The organism is uncultured Actinobacillus sp., assembly GCF_945915845.1.
Lineage (GTDB): Bacteria > Pseudomonadota > Gammaproteobacteria > Enterobacterales > Pasteurellaceae > Exercitatus.
Map to the genome: position 1 here is coordinate 12,706 of NZ_CAMEFX010000004.1, position 18,640 is coordinate 31,345.

17 protein-coding genes are annotated in these 18,640 nt (G+C 40.4%); 4 read left to right on the top strand and 13 right to left on the bottom strand.

What is annotated here, in order from left to right; genetic code table 11:
• Positions 1-15: 15 nt before the first annotated feature.
• On the top strand, positions 16-2,379 hold the full coding sequence (gene lptD, locus Q0O89_RS02225) for an LPS assembly protein LptD (RefSeq protein WP_293730154.1): 2,364 nt from the start codon (positions 16-18) through the stop codon (positions 2,377-2,379).
• Positions 2,380-2,507: 128 nt separating this feature from the next.
• Here the strand turns inward: lptD and Q0O89_RS02230 are convergent, their stop codons facing one another.
• The 3 genes from Q0O89_RS02230 to ilvG form a co-directional block, all read right to left on the bottom strand.
• A complete protein-coding gene (locus Q0O89_RS02230) occupies positions 2,508-3,041 on the bottom strand; it encodes an inorganic diphosphatase (protein ID WP_135710205.1) in 534 nt (177 codons plus the stop codon).
• Positions 3,042-3,154: 113 nt separating this feature from the next.
• On the bottom strand, positions 3,155-3,388 hold the full coding sequence (ilvM, locus tag Q0O89_RS02235; protein ID WP_293730155.1) for an acetolactate synthase 2 small subunit: 234 nt from the start codon (positions 3,386-3,388) through the stop codon (positions 3,155-3,157).
• A 26-nt stretch (positions 3,389-3,414) separates the two neighbouring features.
• Complete coding sequence (ilvG, locus tag Q0O89_RS02240; protein WP_273395361.1) at positions 3,415-5,070, bottom strand: acetolactate synthase 2 catalytic subunit; 1,656 nt, start codon at positions 5,068-5,070, stop codon at positions 3,415-3,417.
• Positions 5,071-5,216: 146 nt separating this feature from the next.
• On the opposite strand from ilvG, the gene Q0O89_RS02245 reads away from it, so the two are divergent.
• Genes Q0O89_RS02245 through Q0O89_RS02255 form a run of 3 tightly spaced genes read left to right on the top strand, consistent with a single transcriptional unit; the run spans position 5,217 to position 7,813 of the window.
• Positions 5,217-6,035: a Cof-type HAD-IIB family hydrolase gene (locus Q0O89_RS02245; RefSeq protein ID WP_293730156.1), complete on the top strand. Its 819-nt coding sequence runs from the start codon at positions 5,217-5,219 to the stop codon at positions 6,033-6,035.
• Between the two features lie 15 nt (positions 6,036-6,050).
• Complete coding sequence (gene crcB / locus Q0O89_RS02250) at positions 6,051-6,431, top strand: fluoride efflux transporter CrcB (RefSeq protein ID WP_293730157.1); 381 nt, start codon at positions 6,051-6,053, stop codon at positions 6,429-6,431.
• Positions 6,428-7,813 (top strand): chloride channel protein, encoded by a 1,386-nt coding sequence (locus Q0O89_RS02255; RefSeq protein WP_293730158.1) that lies wholly within the window; start codon positions 6,428-6,430, stop codon positions 7,811-7,813. Before crcB ends, Q0O89_RS02255 begins: the two co-directional genes overlap by 4 nt.
• Positions 7,814-7,854: 41 nt before the next feature.
• Here Q0O89_RS02255 and waaF read toward each other — a convergent pair whose 3' ends face one another.
• The 10 genes from waaF to Q0O89_RS02305 form a co-directional block, all read right to left on the bottom strand.
• Positions 7,855-8,898, bottom strand: coding sequence for a lipopolysaccharide heptosyltransferase II (gene waaF, locus Q0O89_RS02260; protein WP_293730159.1), 1,044 nt, complete (start codon positions 8,896-8,898; stop codon positions 7,855-7,857).
• A gap of 167 nt (positions 8,899-9,065) precedes the next feature.
• Entirely contained in the window at positions 9,066-10,343 is a 1,278-nt protein-coding gene (gene glpC, locus Q0O89_RS02265) for an anaerobic glycerol-3-phosphate dehydrogenase subunit GlpC (protein WP_293730160.1), read from the bottom strand.
• Positions 10,344-10,356: 13 nt separating this feature from the next.
• Complete coding sequence (gene glpB / locus Q0O89_RS02270) at positions 10,357-11,646, bottom strand: glycerol-3-phosphate dehydrogenase subunit GlpB (protein WP_293730161.1); 1,290 nt, start codon at positions 11,644-11,646, stop codon at positions 10,357-10,359.
• Positions 11,636-13,315 (bottom strand): anaerobic glycerol-3-phosphate dehydrogenase subunit A, encoded by a 1,680-nt coding sequence (gene glpA / locus Q0O89_RS02275; protein WP_293730162.1) that lies wholly within the window; start codon positions 13,313-13,315, stop codon positions 11,636-11,638. The genes glpB and glpA overlap by 11 nt, the downstream gene beginning before the upstream one ends.
• Positions 13,316-13,552: 237 nt before the next feature.
• Positions 13,553-14,632, bottom strand: coding sequence for a glycerophosphodiester phosphodiesterase (gene glpQ / locus Q0O89_RS02280; protein WP_293730163.1), 1,080 nt, complete (start codon positions 14,630-14,632; stop codon positions 13,553-13,555).
• An 81-nt stretch (positions 14,633-14,713) separates the two neighbouring features.
• Positions 14,714-16,159, bottom strand: a complete 1,446-nt coding sequence (gene glpT / locus Q0O89_RS02285; RefSeq protein WP_273391135.1) for a glycerol-3-phosphate transporter — start codon at positions 16,157-16,159, stop codon at positions 14,714-14,716.
• A 211-nt stretch (positions 16,160-16,370) separates the two neighbouring features.
• Positions 16,371-16,985: a MarC family protein gene (locus Q0O89_RS02290; protein WP_135710229.1), complete on the bottom strand. Its 615-nt coding sequence runs from the start codon at positions 16,983-16,985 to the stop codon at positions 16,371-16,373.
• An 18-nt stretch (positions 16,986-17,003) separates the two neighbouring features.
• The gene (gene htpX / locus Q0O89_RS02295) at positions 17,004-17,855 is read right to left on the bottom strand and encodes a protease HtpX (RefSeq protein ID WP_273318737.1); all 852 of its coding nucleotides are present in this window, start codon (positions 17,853-17,855) and stop codon (positions 17,004-17,006) included.
• Positions 17,856-17,936: 81 nt separating this feature from the next.
• Positions 17,937-18,341 (bottom strand): type II toxin-antitoxin system VapC family toxin, encoded by a 405-nt coding sequence (locus Q0O89_RS02300; protein WP_273318735.1) that lies wholly within the window; start codon positions 18,339-18,341, stop codon positions 17,937-17,939.
• The gene (locus Q0O89_RS02305; RefSeq protein WP_135710235.1) at positions 18,338-18,601 is read right to left on the bottom strand and encodes a type II toxin-antitoxin system prevent-host-death family antitoxin; all 264 of its coding nucleotides are present in this window, start codon (positions 18,599-18,601) and stop codon (positions 18,338-18,340) included. The genes Q0O89_RS02300 and Q0O89_RS02305 overlap by 4 nt, the downstream gene beginning before the upstream one ends.
• Positions 18,602-18,640: the final 39 nt, after the last annotated feature.

Sequence of the window (18,640 nt, forward strand, 5' to 3'; positions counted from 1 at the left end):
CTTAATGGTTACTCAATGAAAAAGAATGTTTATAGCTTAATTTCGCTCGCTATTTTGACCGCGCTTTATAGTGGGGTAAGCGTAGCGGATAATCGCGACTTGCATTTACAATGCTTAAATGGCGTACCACAATTTACAGGTGAACCTATTACAGGCGATCCCAATGAACAACCCGTTTATATTGAAGCAGACAGTGCAGATATCATCAATCCATCTCGTGCGACCTATAGCGGTAATGTGGATTTAAAACAAGGAAATCGCCATTTAAACGCACCGGAAATCGAAGTAACTCAAGAAGGTGATGGCGATAACGCACAACGTTTTGCTTTTGCAAAGGGTGCCTTTGATTATCAAGATGAACAAATCTACCTGAAAGGGAACGATGCAAAAGTTCACTTAAATAGCAAAGATACCGATGTGGCTAACGCTGATTATCAATTTGTGGGGCGTCAAGGTCGCGGTACAGCTGAAACATCTGAAATGCGCGAAAATTACCGTTTGCTGAAAAATGCGACTTTTACCTCTTGTCTGCAAAATGATGACTCTTGGTCTATAGTTGCCAATGAAATGAAACAATATATTCAAGAAGAATATGCAGAAATGTGGCATACGCGTTTTAAAATCGCAGGTGTCCCTGTATTTTATATGCCTTATATGCAAATGCCCATTGGTGATCGCCGCCGTTCAGGATTATTAATGCCTAATGCCGGTATTTCAAGCCGAGATGGCACTTGGTACGAGCAACCGATTTATTGGAATATTGCACCGAATTATGATGCCACCTTCACGCCTAAATATATGTCTAGCCGTGGTTGGCAGCTTAATTCTGAATTTCGTTATTTAACCCCATTTGGTACAGGTTTACTTGCTAACGAATACATAGGTAAAGATCGTTACGATAATTTTACTGAAGAAAATCGTTCTCGTCATTTGTTCCGTTGGTTGCACAATGCGAGTCTATTTGGTGATTGGCGTTTTAACATTGATTACACACGTGTAAGTGATAAACGTTATTTTAGTGATTTTGATTCTGTTTATGGAAGTAGCACAGACGGTTACGCCACGCAATCTACCCGTTTAAGTTATTACCAACCAAACTGGAATTTAGCGATTTCAGCAAAACAATATCAGATTTTTGATGAGGTCAATATTGGACCTTATAAAGCCTTGCCGCAAATTGATTTCAATTACTACAAAAATGGTTTAGCCAATGGTTGGGGTGATTTTAAACTCTTTGCTCAAGCGGTACACTTTGACAATACAAGTAAAAGCATGCCAACTGCATGGCGCTATCATTTAGAGCCAAGTTTGACTGTGCCTTTAGCAAACCGTTACGGTAGCCTAAATATTGAAACCAAACTTTATGCGACACATTATCAACAAAAAGCAGGGACAGGGGTCGATAGAGATATTGAACATTCTGTCAATCGAGTCATTCCACAAGTTAAAGTTGATTTTCAATCTGTTTTGGCAAGTAATGAACACTTCATCGATGGCTATACACAAACCATTGAACCACATATTCAATATTTATATCGCCCATATCGCGATCAAAGCAATATCGGTTCACAACAACATACTGACTATCTTGGTTTAGGCTACGACTCTGTTTTATTACAACAGGATTACTTCTCGCTTTTCCGTGATCGCCGTTATAGCGGTTTAGACCGAATTGCCTCGGCAAATCAATTTACCTTAGGCGGTACAACACGTTTTTATGATGCTAATGCCGAAGAGCGTTTTAATTTATCCCTTGGGCAAATTGTTTATCTCAATAATTCTCGTATTGATGATTCAACAGAAAATAGCACCACAGGACGCTCATCTTCTTGGTCATTAGAAAGCAACTGGAAAATCAATGACCAATGGAATTGGCGTGCAAGTTACCAATACGACACACGTTTAGATCACACGTCTTTAGCGAATACCAGCTTGGAATATAATCTTTCAGGCAATAACCTTGTTCAATTAAATTATCGTTATGCCAGCAAAGATTATATTGACCAAAATCTCACCTCTAGCGTAAACCGTTATAATCAAGATATTCAACAACTTGGTGGAACAGTCGCTTGGGAGTTAGGCGATAAATGGGCGATTGTTGGACGTTATTATCAAGACCTTGCGTTAAATAAAGCTGTTGAACAATATGTAGGCGTACAATACAACACCTGTTGTTGGTCTGCCGGCATTGGCGCACGCCGTTATTTGGTAAACGAAAGCACAAAAAGACGTTATAAAAACGAAAAAGACACGCTTTATGACAACAGCATTAATTTCACGATTAAACTCACTGGGTTAGGTCGTAATGATCACCATAGCGGTTTAGTGGATATGTTGGATAAAGGGATGCTGCCATACGTCAAACCATTTAATGACTAATTATTTTGGTAGGGACTTATTTTCGGGGAGATGCTATATCTCCCCTATTTTATTCTGAAATACACTGAAACTCGGGTAATAAAAAAGGCAATTTATTGCTAAATTGCCTAGGGTCTGTTTATCACAAATTATTTTTGCTCGTTCCAGCGTTTGATTGATTCACGAATCACTTCTTTCGCTTCTTCAATATCGCCCCAGTGAGTCACTTTCGTTGAACCCGGTTTTTTCAACGCTTTATAGTTGTTGAAATGGAATTCGATTTGTTTGATTAATTGCTCAGGTAAATCCGCTAATGTTTTGTAAGCATTGCCTGTATCACGGTCATCTGCCGGTACACAAACAATTTTGTCATCCACTTCACCATCATCCACAAATTTCATCACACCGATAACACGTGCTTCTAAAAATACACCTGTTGCAAGCGGTTCACGCGTAATTAAAAGCACATCTAATTCATCGCCATCTTCGTCTAAGGTTTGTGGAATAAAACCATAGTTCGTTGGTTTAGCAAAGATTTTTGGCTCTACACGGTCTAATTGGAATGCCGCCACTTTACGGTTCCATTCAATTTTGTGGCAGCTGCCTTCAGAAATTTCGTTTACTACGTTGATAATACCTGCATCAACATCGCCTGGAGTTAAGATTTGGTTAAAATCAGCCATTGTCTTTTCCTTTTATTCATAGGTTGTAAAATCGGGCAAAAGTATATCAGTTTTTGCCCTTTTGTATAGGGGCTGTTTATCTTTCAATAATCAATAAACAGCCTCAAGGTTATTTAGTCACAACTCTCGCAAGTCACATCAATCACATCAAAAAGTTTTTTCAGTTGGGGAACCAATAAACACACATCACGTTGGCTCTCCACCGTCAAATCCACCCAAACTTTTTTATTTTCAAGCAACATTTTCATTTCTGTCACTTGATAACCACGATGACGCACCACGCGCAAAATACGTTCCAATACTTCAGGGCGGAAATTGGCCACAATGGTTAATTCTGTCTTAGTCATAAAATCTCTCCAAAAATAACCGCACTTTACAGACTTTCTAACATTTCAGTATTCGGTGCGCCTGCCGGTACAAGCGGCCAGACATTTTCATCTTCATGAATACAAACATGTAAGAAATAAGCATTTTCTGCCGCCAACAAACGATCCAACGCCGCATTCACTTCGCTGGCTTTTTCAATACGCTCCCCTTGAATATCAAAGGCTTTAGCAAGTGTCACAAAATCCGGGTTATCATCTAAAATTGTTGCACTATAGCGACCTTTGAAAAACAGCGATTGCCATTGACGCACCATACCTAAACGCTGGTTATCCAACAACAAAATTTTCACGGGCACTTTGCCTGATTTCACTGCACCCAATTCTTGAATATTCATCATAATTGAGCCATCACCTGTGACCAAAATCACCTCATCTTGTGGACGTGCTTTTTTTGCCCCAATGGCAGCAGGTAAACCAAAACCCATCGTGCCGAAACCGGCAGAATTAATAAAATTTTCAGGTGCATTATGTTGAATATGTTGTGCCGACCACATTTGATGTTGTCCCACATCCGTCACCACAATCGCATTCTCTGCTTTTTTATTAGATAAGGTGCGCAATAACCAAGCAGGATTAATATCGCCATCGCCTTCATTTTCTTCATAAACCAAAGCAAAATCATCCATTAAACGTTGCACATCTTCGCGCCAAGGATCAATATCTAACGAAACAGTCAATGCTTGTAAAACTTGATTCAAATCTCCTTTAAGAGCAATATCAGGCTGACGCAACTTTCCTAATTCAGCCGCATCAATATCCGCATGAATCACTTTTGCTCCAGCAGCAAAACTCGCTAAATGACCTGTTACGCGATCATCAAAACGCGCACCTAACACAATCAATAAATCCGCTTCTTGTGTCGCATAGTTAGCCGCTTTAGTACCGTGCATACCAATCATTCCCATGTAATAAGGGGTTTCAGGCAAAATTGCACCTAAGCCTTTTAAGGTTGCCATACTTGGCACTTTTGCTGTTTCAAGGAAAGTTCGCAACGCAGGTACAGCATTTGCCATGCCTACCCCACCACCTACATACACCACCGGGCGTTTCGATTCTTTTAATAATCTCACCGCACTTTCCAATAATTCAGGTTTAAGTGCGGTCGGTTTTTCCTCTGTTTTAACGATAGGCATTAAATTCGTTTCAGCAAATTGCACATCTTTTGGAATATCAATCAACACAGGTCCTGGGCGACCACTACGAGCAATTTGGAAGGCTTGAGCAAAAATTTCAGGTAACTCATCTATATGTTGCACAATAAAACTATGCTTAGTACAAGCTAGCGATAAACCTAACACATCGGCTTCTTGGAATGCGTCAGTGCCAATTAATGAACTGCCCACTTGCCCTGTGATAGCAACGATAGGCACACTATCCATTAAAGCATCACCTAACCCTGTGACTAAATTGGTTGCACCAGGTCCAGAGGTGGCAATACAAACACCCACTGTACCATCCGCTTTAGCACGCGCATAACCAATAGCTTCCATTGCCGCACCTTGCTCATTGCGACAGAGAAAATGTTCAATACCACTGTCATATAAAGCATCATACACCGGCATAATGGCGCCACCCGGATAGCCGAATACTGTCGTTACGCCATGCGCCTTCAAGCATTCTGTCACTAATCTTGCTCCGTTCATTTCAAATCCTGTTAATCGTTTGCGAAACTGAAAGTTTTCATTATAGCGATATTTCGCCTTATTCCTACTATTTATTGATCTAAGTGCGGTTAAATCTCAATGAGTTTTGATATAATTCAAACAATTTTAAATCATAGGAAAATATTATGACGATGTTACCTTTCCGTGCCTTTGTTTCCGACATGGATGGCACACTTTTAAACGGCAATCATGTTATCGGTGAATTTACACGAGAAACCTTAGAAAAATTAGCACATAAAGGCGTGGATATTATCTTAGCAACGGGACGTGGTTACGCAGATGTCCTAGCACAACTTAATATGATGAATATTGAAAATGCCGCCATGGTCACCTCTAATGGTGCCGAAGTTCACGATCTTAAAGGAAACCTCCTTTATAGCAATTACTTACCCGAAGATCTTGCCTTTGAAATTATGCAAGAAAAATTTGATGAACAAACTATTTTTTTAAATAGTTATCAGGATAATGATTGGTTTATTAGCACAGATGTACCCAGTATGGCTAAATATCACAAAGATTCCGGTTTTAGCTATCAAGTCGTAGATTTCAGTCAACACCACGGACGCCACACCCAAAAAATCTTTTTTATCGGCAAAACCTTGGAAGATTTATTACCTTTGGAACAACGTCTAAAAGAAAAATACGGCGACCGCACATCAATTATTTACTCAACACCACAATGCCTTGAAGTCATGAATAAAAACGTATCAAAAGCCAGTGCGCTTGCAGAACTGGTGACGCATAAAGATTATGATTTAAGCGATTGTATCGCCTTTGGAGACGGCTTAAATGACATTGAAATGTTAAGCGAAGTGGGTAAAGGTTTGGTAATGGGTAATGCCGATCCTCGCTTAAAAAGCATTTTGCCTGATCTTGAACAAATCGGTTTAAATACCCACGAATCCGTAGCAAGTTATGTACGTGCGGTATTTGGCATTTATTAATATGAGTATTGATGAATGTGGCAATCTCTTTTGATCATCAGTAGCGGTGCAGCCCTAGGGGCATCGCTACGTTGGTTTTTAGGACTTTGGCTCAACCCATTGTTCCACACACTGGCTTTCGGCACGCTTGCTGCCAACTATATCGGCTGCTTTATTATTGGGATTTTCACCGCATTTTTTTTGCAATATCCCGCCATTTCCCCATCAACTAAACTTTTTCTGATTACAGGTTTTCTCGGTAGTTTAACCACCTTTTCTTCTTTTTCAGCGGAAGTCATGGAAAATATCATGGCAGGAAAAATAATAGAAAGTCTATGGATTATCGGGCTACATTTACTAGGCAGCTTAATTTGTACGTTTATTGGTATGTATCTAACAGGTATAGCACTTAAATGACCACACAGCATAAAAATATAACATTCCGCGCCAAAGCGCGCTTTTTTATTCACAAAAAACTACGCCAAAGTAACCGAATTTCTCGCAAATCTATTGAATTTGGTTGCTTATTAATTGGTGCAGCATTAGTAGCGTTATCTTCCCTTAGTTTCGCAAAATTAGCGGATTGGGGCTTGGAATGGAATGCCCACTGGTCAACCCAATATCCCCTCGCACCTTGGATTGTATTACCTTTAGGTTTAATGTTATTGGCTTGGTTTACACCAAAATACACGCCCTATGTATCGGGTAGCGGTATTCCACAAGTTATCGCCTCCTTAAGTTTGCCTTATGGCGCACAAAAAAATCGCTTACTACAATTTGTACAAACATTATGGAAAATTCCCCTAACGTTTTTTGCTATGTGTATCGGCGCATCTGTTGGACGCGAAGGGCCATCCGTGCAAGTGGGGGCAGCAGTTATGCTCGCGTGGGGAAATTTGTGTCGCCGCTATGGCATAGCTTTTACCGGCTTGAGTGCAAATGAATTAATGGCAACCGGTGCCGGAGGGGGATTAGCTGCCGCTTTCAATGCACCATTAGCCGGCGTAATATTTGCCATTGAAGAAATCGGTCGTGGCGTGTTATTACGTTGGGAAAGACGCGTGTTGTTAGGTGTTTTAGCCGCGGGTTTTATCTTAGTTGCCATTCAAGGAAACAGCCCTTATTTTCCACAATATCAAGGGGCTTATCATATCCCGAATATGTTAATGTGGATTTTAATTTGCGGCGTAATTTGCGGTATTTTTGGCGGACTTTTCGCCAAACTCTTAGCCAAAGGTGCCGCAGGTGTTTGCCCATCATTCATTCGCGGCTGGGTTCGCCGTCATCCCATTTATATCGCCGGTATTTTAGGCTTAATTCTCGCCGCACTTGGTGCTTATACCAACGGACAAACCTACGGCACAGGTTACCATGTTGTTGCCAACGCCCTAGACGGACAACCTATTTCCCCCGAAGCGGTAGGCATCGCCAAACTCTTTGCCACCGTAGGCACCTACTGGACAGGCATTGCAGGCGGTATCTTCACCCCATCCTTAACCGTTGGCGCAGGCATTGGCGCGCACATTCACAGCTTAACAGGGGGATTAGTCGATCAACGCTTGCTTGTATTATTATGTATGACCGCTTTTCTTGCCGGTGCTACCCAATCGCCATTAACCGCCAGCGTAGTCGTCATGGAAATGACCGGCACCCAACCCGCATTAATTTGGTCGCTCATCGGCGCCCTAATCGCCTCTTTTGTCTCACGCCAAATTATGCCAAAACCGTTTTATCACTTTGCCGCGGCTAGATTTCGCCAACGGGTGAGTGAAGAAACTAAATTGGAATACAATAGCTAAAAAAAGAGTGGTCAAAAGAAATATTTTTGACCACTCTTGGTTTATGAATTTAACAAACTATCTAATTTTTCCCACACCATCTCTGGCGTGATATCAATTAAACTTTGGTGGTAACCTTCAGCACTGTCTGTGCCTTTGCGGATTTTAATTAAGCCACCTTCTATTAAACGAATGATAATTGCTTTATCTGATAATGGAGGGGTGTATTGTGGGCTGGTTGGGCCGTAAACGGCCACTAAAGGACGATTGACGGCGGCAGCGATGTGCATTAAACCGCTGTCGTTGGTAACCATGGCGACACAATCGTAAATTAAATCAACCGCTTGGTTTAATTGTGTTTGTCCGGCTAAATTCACGCAATAATGACGAAGTGTTTCAGGCAAAGCGTTGCGAATTTGTTCTCCTACTTCCGTATCTTTTGCAGAACCAAATAAACGAACGCTGTAGCCTTTTTCAATCAACATTTGTGCTAATTTGGCGTAATGATAATGAGGCCAACGTTTTGCCGGGCCAAATTCTGCGCCAGGGCAAAAACCGATAGCAGGGCGATTTTCCGCAAGCGCGGTCTGTTTTTCAAAGATTTTTAAGGTTTGCGCGACATCTTTGTCATTAACCGTTAAATAAGGTTTAGCAATAGGCAAGGCTTCGGCTTTGGGAATAGAGCCTTTTTCATAGGCAAGCGCCACATAGCGTTGCACCATCATGGGATAGTCAGTTTTATTGCTACGCAAATCATTTAAAAAGAAATAGCGACTTTCCCCTTTCCAACCCCGGCGAACTGCAATTTTGGCAAAAAAAGGTATAAAAGCGGATTTTAAGGAATTAGGCAAAACGATTGCCATATCATATTGATGACGCAAAGATTTTCCGATTTTATAACGTTCCGCTAAATTAAACACGCCGTGACCAAGGGGCATTTCAATGGCGTGACGCACTTCGGGCATACGCGCCAATAAGGGTTTACACCAATTTGGTGCCAGAACATCTATTTCACAATGGGGGTATTGTTTTTTGAGAGCTTGATATAGGCTGTGCGACATCATCATATCGCCAACCCAAGAAGGGCCGATGATTAAAATATTCATAAAATTAACTCAATGTGCGGTTAAAAAAATCTTTGTGTATTTTGACCGCACTTGAGTTTTGTTGCAAGTGACAAATAACTAGAACGTATGCAGCGATTATGATGTAGTAGTTGCGCAAGAGGTTCAATAAAAAAGGCGGAATAAACATCCGCCTTTACGCCGTTTTTTTACCGTTCTAATGCCATTGCCAGCAAGGTAATTGGATGAATACAGGTGACATTACTCGACATATCAATTTGCCATTTACAGGTTTGACACTCAGAAATGACGTAGTCAAAACCACCCTCATTAATGTTTTCAAATAATGTTTTACCAATGGCTTGAGAGCTTTCGTAGTTTTCCGCTTTAAACCCGTAAGTCCCTGCAATACCACAACATTGACTTGGCAACATCACCACTTCAAGTTCTGGAATTTGTTTGAGCACTTCCAAAGTATAAGGGGCCCAACCTGCTTTTTCTACATGGCAAGCGGTATGATATGCCACACGCAATTTCAACGGTTTCAATGGCAATTTTTTACCTTGCTCAAAAAGCTTGAACAAATAGGGGGTTACCATGTGAATATGTGGACGCACCTTAACGTTGTCGATACCTAAAATATGATGATATTCATCCCGTAAATTCAAGGTACAACTTGAAGCTTCACCAATCACATCTAAGCCGTTTTCATCCACCATTTTTTCAATATAATCGGTGTTGAATTGGGCAATTTTTTTCGCACGTTCAGGAAAACTATTGACCATTAACGGTAAACCACAGCATTTTTCTTTTTCCAGCAACACCACACCAATATCGAGCGCATTAAACACATCAATCAATTCTTTGCCTAATTGTGGGTTGTTATAGTTCACATAACAACCGTGATAATAGGCAATTTTGCGTTCAAATTTAGCTTGTTGCGCGGCCATTTTTTTCAAATACCAGTTACGGAATGTGCCAAAAGCATATTTTGGTAATTGACGATGTTGGCTAACGCCAATGGTTTTTTCCAATAAGAATTTAGTGGCTTTTAACCCTGTAATTTTATTAACAATTGGTGCTAAAGGGGTGTTGAGCGATCCCATAATATCCGTATTACTTAAAATCGCATCGCGCAATTTGTGTAATGCCGGTTTATGTTGGCGATCAATATGTTTATTTCGCGCGCGAACAATAATATCCCCAATTTTTACATCCGACGGACAAGCCACTTCACAACGTTTGCAATTTAAGCAGTATTTTAATGCGTCATCAAAAAAATCAGCGGATTTCAAACGTAAACGCTCACCATCAGGTCCGGATTGTTTTGGACCCGGATAAAATGGGTTAACTTTTGTCACAGGGCAAACTGCAGTACAAGCAGTACATTTTAAACATTGCTCAAAACTTTCATCGGCATGTTCATGCTGATGAACGGCGGTTTGTAATTCTTTTTGCGCTTTAGCAATAAGTTCTTGAATATTCATTATCGCCTCCTTATTACGCTGAACGCGCCAAAATTTCATCGGCAACAGTTAAGGCTGAAACCACAGCCACCCCTGAGCCACAGCCCATTTCAATGCCGTTATAACCACCAACAACCATACCCACCGCATATAAATTTTCTAAAACCTGACCGCCCTTTTGGGTTTGACAATGTTCGTTAATCACCACACCTGCGGATTGATACGGCTGTGGTGAAGCAAAACGTTTGTGTGTCCAAGAGAAACGATCTGTCGGATTGAAAGTTTCCGATTTCACCATATCCACGCGGAAAATCGGTTCATAAATTTCATCAAATTCAGCGACTAAACCATTACTGAAAAAGCTCCCCGAAGCCAATACAAAATGTTCCGCACCAATCGGTTCATTTTCATGAATTTGAGTAAAAATTTGTTTAACCCGATTGCCATCAAATTCCGCACGTAAAGCGCGGTCGCCATTCATCATGGTTCCGCCTAAGGTTTCAAAACGATGACGCAAGATTTTATGTTGACGACCACCTAATAATGATGGTGGAAGGGTTGGTAATTCAAAGAGTTGCAAACTGGTACTGTCTTGCAAACGGTTAAAAAACTCTTGACTGTCTGAGCCAAAACAAGCCGGCAAGAATACCGCATCCACATTACCTGCCGCTTGTTTAATTTCTTGAATCAAGGCTTTAAAATCCACTTTTTGTTCAAGGGATTGGGCAATATGCACGCTACGAAACTCGCGAGATTGTTGGCGTAAAAAGTCTAACTCCGGCAAACGTAAAAAGCCCGTATGAATGTACATATGTGCAAATTGCGGTTGCTGCAGTAAGTTATCCGCCAACAATTGCGGTTGAAAATCGTGATAACCTTCAATGCCTAAAATAGCAATACTGTTATAACTTAACGGTTTTTCCGCAATCACCGTGGGTACACTATTTGGCGAAAGCCAAGTAGCTCGCAAGCCGCCCAATGGCGTTACACGATGATGATTTTGCTCAACAGAACCGAGTAAGCCCAATTTTAGTTTTTGCGCCAATAATTCAAAGGCTTTGGCTTTTTCAATCACGCGTGCTTTACCGATTAAACTGTAAGGATGCGTAGGCATTTGCGCTTTTAAATCATCAAAAGCGCGGTGAAAATTTATGACATTTTCGCCGGTTGGCAAACGGGCAAGTAAATCCATAGAACCTGTTGCAAAATCAATAGCTGCTTGTCCATTATTCACGATTGCGCAACGTTTCCCTTGTTCTTGTAAAGCGATGCCGCAAGTTAACCCTGCAAGACCACCGCCAATAATCACCACATCAAAATTCATTGTTGTTCACTCCTTCTACAGCTTGCGGTTGAACATCATTTAAGCCAAGTAAGCTTTGATAAATCCAGCTAGTAAATTCCGCTTCGCGCATAGCTTCGCCCCAGGCAATAGGTTGAATACCACGCCAACGTTCTTCCATAAAAGAATTCAGTTGCATCGTTGATTGGCGTGGTGTGGCCACCTCAAAACGTGCCATCAACCCTGCGGCACGACAAGCACAAAGTTCTGCTTGGCAAGTTCCCATTCCCACACGGGTACGACGGCGTAAATCCACCAGATTATTAATATCCAAATTATCCACGGCATAACGCACTTCGCCGGCAGTCACCGCTTCACACTCGCACACTAATGAACGGTCTAGACGTTCATTTTCAAGCATCGGTTTGGCGCGTGTTCCGTGGCGATAAACCGCTGAACTACTGATGGTTTTCGGAATATTAACGATTTTTTTATTCACTTCATCGCGGCTTTCATCTGAACCCGGTAAAGTGCGGTCAGCGGTTTCACATTTTTTGCTGATATTCAGTTTTTTACACACTAAATCTGTTGCCCATTCAGCCATTAAACGGTAAGTCATTAATTTACCACCGGTAATAGTAATAAAGCCATCTAATCCGTCGCGTTCAGCATGATCCAGTAACACAATACCACGGCTTACATTACGACCTGATGGGTCATCATCCGTTGCCACTAATGGACGCACACCCGCATAAGCACGCAATACGCGCGTATGACGCAAACTTGGTGCCAATTTTTCCCCTTCACGGAATAAAATATCCACTTCTTCAGGGGTAATTTCCATATTATCGATTTGATCATAAGGAATTCGATCGGAAGTCGTCCCAATCACACAAATGGTATCGCCTGGCACTAAAATATCTGCATCTGCAGGTTTACGACAACGGTTAATCACCATTTTATTAATACGGTGTCCCATCACCAATAACGCGCCTTTGGCAGGGAACATCCGAATTTTTAGATCCGCATATTCCGCAATACCTTGTCCCCAAATACCGCCCGCATTCACCACAATCGGAGCAAAAAATTCACGTTGAACACTATTTTTGTGATCGAACACCTTAACGCCAATCACTTTATCGCCTTCGCGAATTAGTCCTACGACTTCGCAATAAGTGAAAACTTGTGCGCCATGTTCAGTCGCATCAATCATATTCGCAGCCGTTAAACGGAATGGATCAATAGAACCATCAGGCACAACCACCGCCCCTACTAAATCAGGGTTAACGGAAGGTTCCATATAACGAGCTAAATCAGGATCAATGGCAACGGCTTCGATACCCGAATCCGTACAGGCTTGAATAAATTTCTTCTGATAATCTAAATCGTCTTCAGGCAAGGTAATAAACAAACCTTTTGTATCGTCAATACAATGGCGTGCAATATTTTTTAAGATAAGATTTTCTTTGATACATTCTTCAGCCGACTCACGGTCATTCACAGCATAACGTCCGCCACTATGCAATAACCCGTGATTACGCCCAGTCGCCCCAGTCGCAATATCACGGCGTTCTAATAAAATACATTTTAAACCACGCAATGCGCAGTCACGAGCAATCCCCGCCCCTGTAGCACCGCCACCAATAATGATGATATCTGTGCTCATTGGCGAAAAATCACCCGCATTTTTATAAAGAGATGACATTACCATAATGCCCCCACGAGAAATAAAGTTACGACAAAATCATTAGGCATATTTTACACTTAGAATAAAAATCACTGTTAAATTTAATAAATTTTTGTGAACAAGGTCACGAAATTTTGAAATAAATGTTTGTTTGATAAACAATAAATGAAAAAAGTGCGGTTAAAAATAATGAATTTTTCCACCGCACTTTAGGGTCTGTTTATTTTTCAATAAATAGACCCTAATCATTAAATTAGGTTGCTATTTTTTCAAAAACTCTACAGCGGTATCAGGGAAGTCTGTGAAAATCCCCGTTGCCCCCGCTTTGTTAAATAACGCATCATACATTTGATTTACATCGGTAAAGAATGTAGGTAAGGCATCTTTACGCACGGTGTATGGATGTAATTCTAATTTGTTTTGAGCAATATCCTGTGCCATTGGCGTGTATTTAATATCACCTAACTTAGAATTTTTATCATCCACCAACATATACCAACCTGGGCCTACGCCATCAGCATATTTAGCAATTTCAGCCATTGCACCTGTTTTGTGCATCCAGTCATAATCATAGTTGACCCATTTACCCTGCGCATTTTTTTCTTCCGTTTCATGCCAATCAGTATATGCTACAAGTTGAACTAATTTCAAATCCATACCCAATTTAGGCAATAATTCTGTTTTAATGCGTTTTAATTCATTGAAATCAAAGGTTTGTAAATAAACTAAATCATCTTTACTATCATAACCGTATTTTTTCAATACTTTTAAGGTTTCTAATGCAATATCTTTGCCTTCTTGATGATGTAACCAAGGGGCTTTGATTTCAGGATAAATACCAATTTTTTTACCTGTTGATTTTTCTAATCCCTGAATAAACTCAAGTTCTTCTTCAAAAGTATGGATCGTAAAATGTGATTTCCACATTGGGAAACGGTTTGGATAAACCTGAACTTGTTTACCCTTTTCCACCTTAAAGTTTTCTGTCATTTCAAGGGTTTTAATTTCTTTTAAAGTAAAATCAGTCACATAGAAACGTCCATCTTTACGTGCACGATTTGGAAATTTCTTCGCCACATCGGTTAAACCATCTAAAAAATGATCATGGATAACAATTAATTTGTTATCTTTCGTCATAGCTAAATCTTGTTCTAAATAATCGGCTTTTTGACCAAACGCAAGGGCTTTACTTTCTAAAGTATGTTCTGGCAAATAACCACTCGCACCACGATGAGCGATCACCAATTTATCTTTATTACTCATTTGCTGTACTTGTGCCTGATTAGAACAAGCGGTTATTGTTGCTAATGCAACGAGTGAAAATACCGTTTTTAATTTCATACCATATCCTTTTAACATGAAATGTCATTGACTTATTGAAATAAAAGGTGGGCATAAAACCCACCTTTACGGATATCAATACTATTTACCGTAATGATCGCCTAATTTCGCTTTATGTTTGCCTTCTTCAAGCATAACGATAAGCATGAGCAATACGGCTAATACACCACCGGCAATCATCACATAGAAACCGCCATCCCAGCCGTAGTATTCTGCTGCCCAACCAACAACTGCTGATGCAGAAACCGTACCACCAAGATAACCAAATAAACCGGTAAAACCTGCTGATGTACCTGCCGCTTTTTTCGGTGCTAACTCAAGAGCATGTAAACCGATTAACATAACAGGACCATAGATTAAGAAACCGATTGTGGTCATTAAGATAAAGTCGGTTAATTGATATGGGTTTTCATACCAAGCATGACCGGCATATTGTGCCAATTCCGCTTCAGGTGTTGCCGGGTTTTTCCATAACGCTACTACAGCAATCGTAGTTAAAATCATGAAGATGAAACCGGTTAAACCACGTTTACCTTTGAATACTTTATCTGATACCCAACCACATAATAATGTACCCGGAATTGCCGCTAATTCATAAATGGTATATGCCCAAGCAGTACCTTTGATGTTGAAGTGTTTCACTTCGCCAAGATAAACCGGTGACCATTTCAATACGCCATAACGGATTAAGTAAACGAATACGTTAGCAATCGCGATGTACCATAACAATTTGTTTTTTAACACATAAGTCACAAAAATTTCTTTTGTAGATAAATCGTGTTCGTAGGTTTTTTCGTTATAGTCATCTGGATAATCGTTACGCCATTTTTCAACCGGCGGTAAACCACAAGATTGCGGTGTATCTTTCATCACGAAATACACAGGAATTGCAGCCACCATAGCAGCGATACCCGGATAGTATAAGGCTTGTTGCCATACATCTTTCGCTGTAGCGTGAACACCTGTTTCACTGAAATAAATGGCAGAAGCTAATAACACCATCGCACCTGGAACCATACCACCCACATTGTGCGCACAGTTCCAAATAGACACGATAGTACCGCGTTCAGATTTAGACCACCAGTGAACCATGGTACGTCCGCACGGTGGCCATCCCATACCTTGGAACCAACCGTTTAAGAAAATCATCACGAACATAACCGCAATACCGGACGTTGCCCAAGGCATTAACCCCATCATGGTCATACAAAGACCTGAAAGTAACAAACCGAATGGTAAGAAAACTTTCGGGTTAGAACGGTCAGACATCCCTGCCATCACGAATTTAGATAAACCATAAGCCAAACCTGCACCGGTACCGATAATACCAAGCTCAGCTTTATTATACATACCCGCTTCAATTAACCCTTTTTGCGCCAAATCGAAGTTTGCACGCACAAAGTAATAAGCGGCATAACCAAAGAAAATCCCTGCAAAAACTTGCCAACGTAAAAATTTATACCTTGCATCAACTTTGTCTGCAGGTAGCTCCGCGATATGTGGAGCCGGTTTAAATGGACCAAACATAATAAACTCCTAGTTCATAAATTTAACACTCGGGTCTTTTTTATGCGAAAAACCCAAACCGCTGTGTTTGCTGCGGGGTAATATAGTTCAAAATAAAACTTTCACAAACTTCATTTATCAAGAATTGTGAAGTGCGTCACAAATAAAAATAAAGTGCGGTCAAAATTTATTATCTTTTTGACCGCGCTTTAATCTTTTATCTAAATGCTATTTACTGTTGAATAAAATAATCGTGGAAGCCTACCAGCACATTATTCACCGCCACAGCAGCCAAAATTAATCCCATAACCCGACTAATGACCGCCGCTCCCGTCATCCCGATAAGCCGCTGAATTCGGTTTGCGACTAAAAATAACAAATAGGTGATCAACAATACCGATAACATAATCAAAGTGGTAATAACCTGATCAGTAAAACTAAAACGATGATTATCCGTTAACAACACAATAGCCATCATCGCACCGGGTGAAGCAATGGACGGGACGGCAAGCGGATAAACCGCCAGTTCATTTAGATTGGTACTCATTTTAATCTCATGCTCAGGTTTACTTTCGCCAAAAATCATGGTTAAGGCAAAAATAAACAAGACCAAACCGCCCGCAATTTGGAAGGCACTCAAGGGAATTTGCATGGCTTCAAATAATCCCTGCGCTACCACCAAGAAAAACAGCAAAATACCACCGGCAATAATGACCGATTTTAAGGCAACTTTCCGCCGATCTTCTTCCGACAGACGAATTGTCTTTGTTAAATAAACAGGAATCGAACCAATGGGATCGATCACAGCCCAAAGTACGACAAATTGCACCATTAATGAATCAAACATGACCAAACCACCTAAACTTTATAAGTTTCTCAATACAGCGATACGTTTTTCTAATGGTGGATGACTCATAAAAAACTCTTTAGCTTTACCATTAATCATCATGGCATTTAATGAACCCGGTAATTCTTCTGGCGAATGAACGCGTTGTAAACGTTCCAAAGCTGCAATCATTTTTTCTTTACCCACTAATTGGGCAGAACCTGCATCGGCACGGAATTCACGATAACGAGAGAACCACATTGCAATAATGGTCGCTAATACGCCAAATACAATTTCAAGCACCATAGAGACTAAGAAATAAGTTCCCGAATGTTGACTTTCTTCGTTATCACTATTTCGCCCATTGGCTACTACGCTAGCAATAATGCGAGATAAAAAGATCACAAAGGTATTTAATACCCCCTGTAATAAAGTCATTGTCACCATATCACCATTTGCAATATGAGAGACTTCATGAGCTAACACCGCTTCTGCTTCATCTTTTGTCATGACATTCAATAAACCACTACTAACAGCCACTAAGGAATTATTTTTTGTCGCACCTGTGGCAAAAGCATTTACATCAGCAGAATAATAAATTGCCACATCAGGCATAGGAATACCGGCTTGTTTGGATTGGCGTGTAACAGTTTCAACTAACCAACGTTCAGCATCATTACGCGGAGTGGTAATAATTTCAGCACCTACAGATTTCAACGCGAGCGTTTTTGACATAAATAATGAAATCAATGAACCGGCAAAACCGAAAAGCATAGACATAATTAAAATACCGCCAGTACTATTACCAGCAATACCTGTTACGCTTAAAATAATCCCTAATACAATCATTACGGCAAAGTTTGTCGCAAGGAAAAGCATTATTCTCATCATACAAATCGTTCTCCAAAGTTAAAATATGGGATAAATTTTCTTAAATAGAATTTGTTTATCTTTCAATAGAAAGTTCAAAAACTAAGCCATTTTTCTTGCATCAAGAATATATGGTTTTTGATATTTCAAAATCATCGTATCCGCAGTAATAAAAAACAAATTTTCCACTTCTGCTTGCGCTATCAATAAACGATCAAAAGGATCTTTATGAATAAAGGGCAATTGAGATTGTTTTAAAATATGTGGTACATCAATGGCTACGGCTCGACAGCCTACATCAACTAACCCGCGCTCCAATGCCGCTACATCAATATCAAAATCAGGTTTACCCAAGCCAGATTTAATCGCAATTTCCCATAAACTCGCTAAACTAAAATAAAGTTCATTGTTAGTATCATCCAACAACTCCACTGCTTGCGGTGACAAAAACTCTTTTTTATCCCAAGCAAGCCAAAGCAAAATATGGCTATCTAATAACAACTTCATTCACTTTTTCCTTCAAACATCGCCGCGATTTCATCTTCATATAAGCGGTCAAAATTTTCAGGAATATTTACCGATTGATTTTTCATAAAACCAAAACGACTTCCATTTGGCACATTATCCAACGGCACAATTTTCACTTGTGGTTTGCCTGATTTAGCAATAACAATCGGCTTACCAAAACGCTTCACTTCGTCAACAAGGCGTGAAAAATGAGTTTTTGCTTCGTGAATATTTACATTCTCAGCAGATTGTATCAACATAAAGCCTTCTTTTTAAACTTAGTCCATATAGTTAGTCTA